2 protein-coding genes are annotated in these 2,263 nt (G+C 57.9%); both read right to left on the reverse strand.

Annotation, left to right across the window (positions count from 1 at the left end):
- Positions 1-1,112: SLC13 family permease (locus EN949_RS34655; RefSeq protein WP_206535005.1), on the reverse strand; the 1,112-nt coding region annotated here is incomplete at its 3' end.
- 798 nt (positions 1,113-1,910) lie between these two features.
- A partial coding sequence (locus tag EN949_RS36290; protein WP_206535006.1) for a hypothetical protein occupies positions 1,911-2,263 on the reverse strand: 353 nt, incomplete at its 5' end.

Below are 2,263 nucleotides of genomic sequence, written 5' to 3' on the forward strand. Positions count from 1 at the left end.
CTCGCTGCACTGCCCCGCAAGACGACAACGTCCCCGAGCCTCAGCTCGACTGCGGCCAGCCTGCGGTCGAGGCGCTCCCCACGACGGCTGACGGCCAGGAGGTTGACGTTGAAGCGATCGTAAAGGGCAAGGCGCTGGGCGGTCCAGCCGATCAAAGAGGAGCTTTCACCGATTACGGCTTCGATAGCGACCATCTCGTTGGTGGTGTCGTCACCACCGCCCCTATCCCCGGTCACGCTGAGCCTGCCCTGGGAGACAAGGCGATCCAGCGCTTCTGGGTCGCCCTCGAGCAACAGGATGTCATCCACCTTGAGGACCACGTCGGGCAGTGGCGTCATCCGCATCGTGCGATTGCGCAGGATCGACGTCACGATTGCATCGCCCCCGGCGAGCTTCATGAGGTCTGCGACGGTTTTCCCGAGCACCGTGGAGTCGGCGACAATTCGAGCCTCTGTAAGGTAATTCTTGATGTCGAGGGCTTCATTCAGTGACCCGCCATGCTTTTCGCGCACCGGCAACAACCAATAGAAAAACAGCAGGAAGATCGTTCCGGCAGCGGCTATGGCAGCTCCAACAGGTGTGAAGTCGAACATTGTGAAGGCGGTTCCGATCAGCTCCTCTCGCACTCGGGACACTACGATGTTGGGTGATGTTCCCACCTGCGTCATTAGTCCGCCGAGCAGTGACCCGAATGCCATGGGCATCAGGAATATCGAGGGTGAAATGTTAGACCGGCGCGCGAACTGGAAGGCGATCGGAATCATGATAGCGAGCGCCCCGATATTCTTTACAAAGGCAGAGAGGATCGTGACCACGATCACCAGCAGCGCCAGTTGCGACCGAACTCCCGATAATTTCGGAGCAAAGCGCTTGATCGCTGCCTCCATGATTCCCGAGCGTGCTATCCCTGCGCTCACCAGCAGAGCACTGCCGACAATAACCACGATATCGTCGCTGAACCCGCTGAAGGCTTCGTCAAAAGGCACAATGCCAACCGTGACAGCAAGCAACAGTGCCACAGCCGCGACCAGATCATATCGATAGCGACCCCACACGAACGCTGCCATCATCACGAAGGTTACGGCAAATGACAAAATTTGCGGCGTAGTCATGTCTTCGAATGCCCCGGCCCGCCAGTGCGACTAATGAGAACGGCCAAACCGCCCCTTTTGTTGCTTCGCTCATTGCTGGGCCAAAGCGGTCCGGCGGCGTTTGGCCAGGAGCGGATCGGCAGCGTTTAGAAACGGATTTTACGAAGCGGTCTTCGGACTTTGACAGACATCGATGTGCCCCGACCAATCCGACGCTTCAGCCCCAAACCAGGAAGGCCCGAGCCGGGATCAAAAAGCATGCGCTTGCCTCATGTCGAGTCCACCTGGAAAATCGCCCGGACACCACGGATCGGGCGGCGTGCGGAGATCTTTTTCTCACCTGAAGTGCCACAGCAACACCCCCGATATGCAGGGAGGGTGCCTCTGGTGCCTGACCCGTGGGCGAGCAGTTTTCTTCGCTACATTCGATTCTCAGGAAGCTTGAATCACGCGGCCTCTCTTTTGTTTTCGTAGCTGACAGGAGCCCCCTCGAAAGCCAGATCACTCCCGCGAGCCCAGTTCTTCTCAGCATCGATCAGCTCATTCTCCCCAGTCAAGCCGTTCAGAAACAGCCTGAGTACGTGCGCAGCTGTCCGTTCTCCGGCCCGCGAAGCAACAGGTACGCCGCGCTGTTCGCAGACCGTCGCACAAACACGGGCAAGCATCACAATATCGCTCGGTTCCAAAAATCGACCTGGATACAACATACCGTCCTCTGTTGGAAAGCCTCGTGAGCCTTTGATTACGCGAGGTCACCGGCAGCAACAATCAACTATGATAGTCTGCACCTCGACTGGGTCAGCAAATTTGAGCGGCCCTTCAGACGATCAGCATTGCGCCCCTCCGGATCGGAAGGACGGGGCTATCAGGTGGGTTTTCCCGGCAGGTCGATCCGATTCGAATCGCGTGGGCTTGGGAAATGCGCACGGTCGCAGGTCTAAGGCAAGTTGGCCGGTGAAATGCCATGTCGGCATTTTCGGGCACCTCGAATTGAAGCCTGATTTGCAGAAGCTGGAATCGCTTGATGGCGAAGACTGCGCAAATCAGATAGAGGCGCGCGCCATCGCCCGGTGAAAGGGACCTCAACGAGTTGCCGCGTAAATCACGTTTGGAGGCCTGACCGTCGCTCATCCCCTCTGCCAAAGCAGGGAACAAGATCCTGTTTGCAATGT

This window comes from Mesorhizobium sp. M7A.F.Ca.US.007.01.2.1, assembly GCF_003998165.1.
GTDB lineage: Bacteria > Pseudomonadota > Alphaproteobacteria > Rhizobiales > Rhizobiaceae > Mesorhizobium > Mesorhizobium ciceri.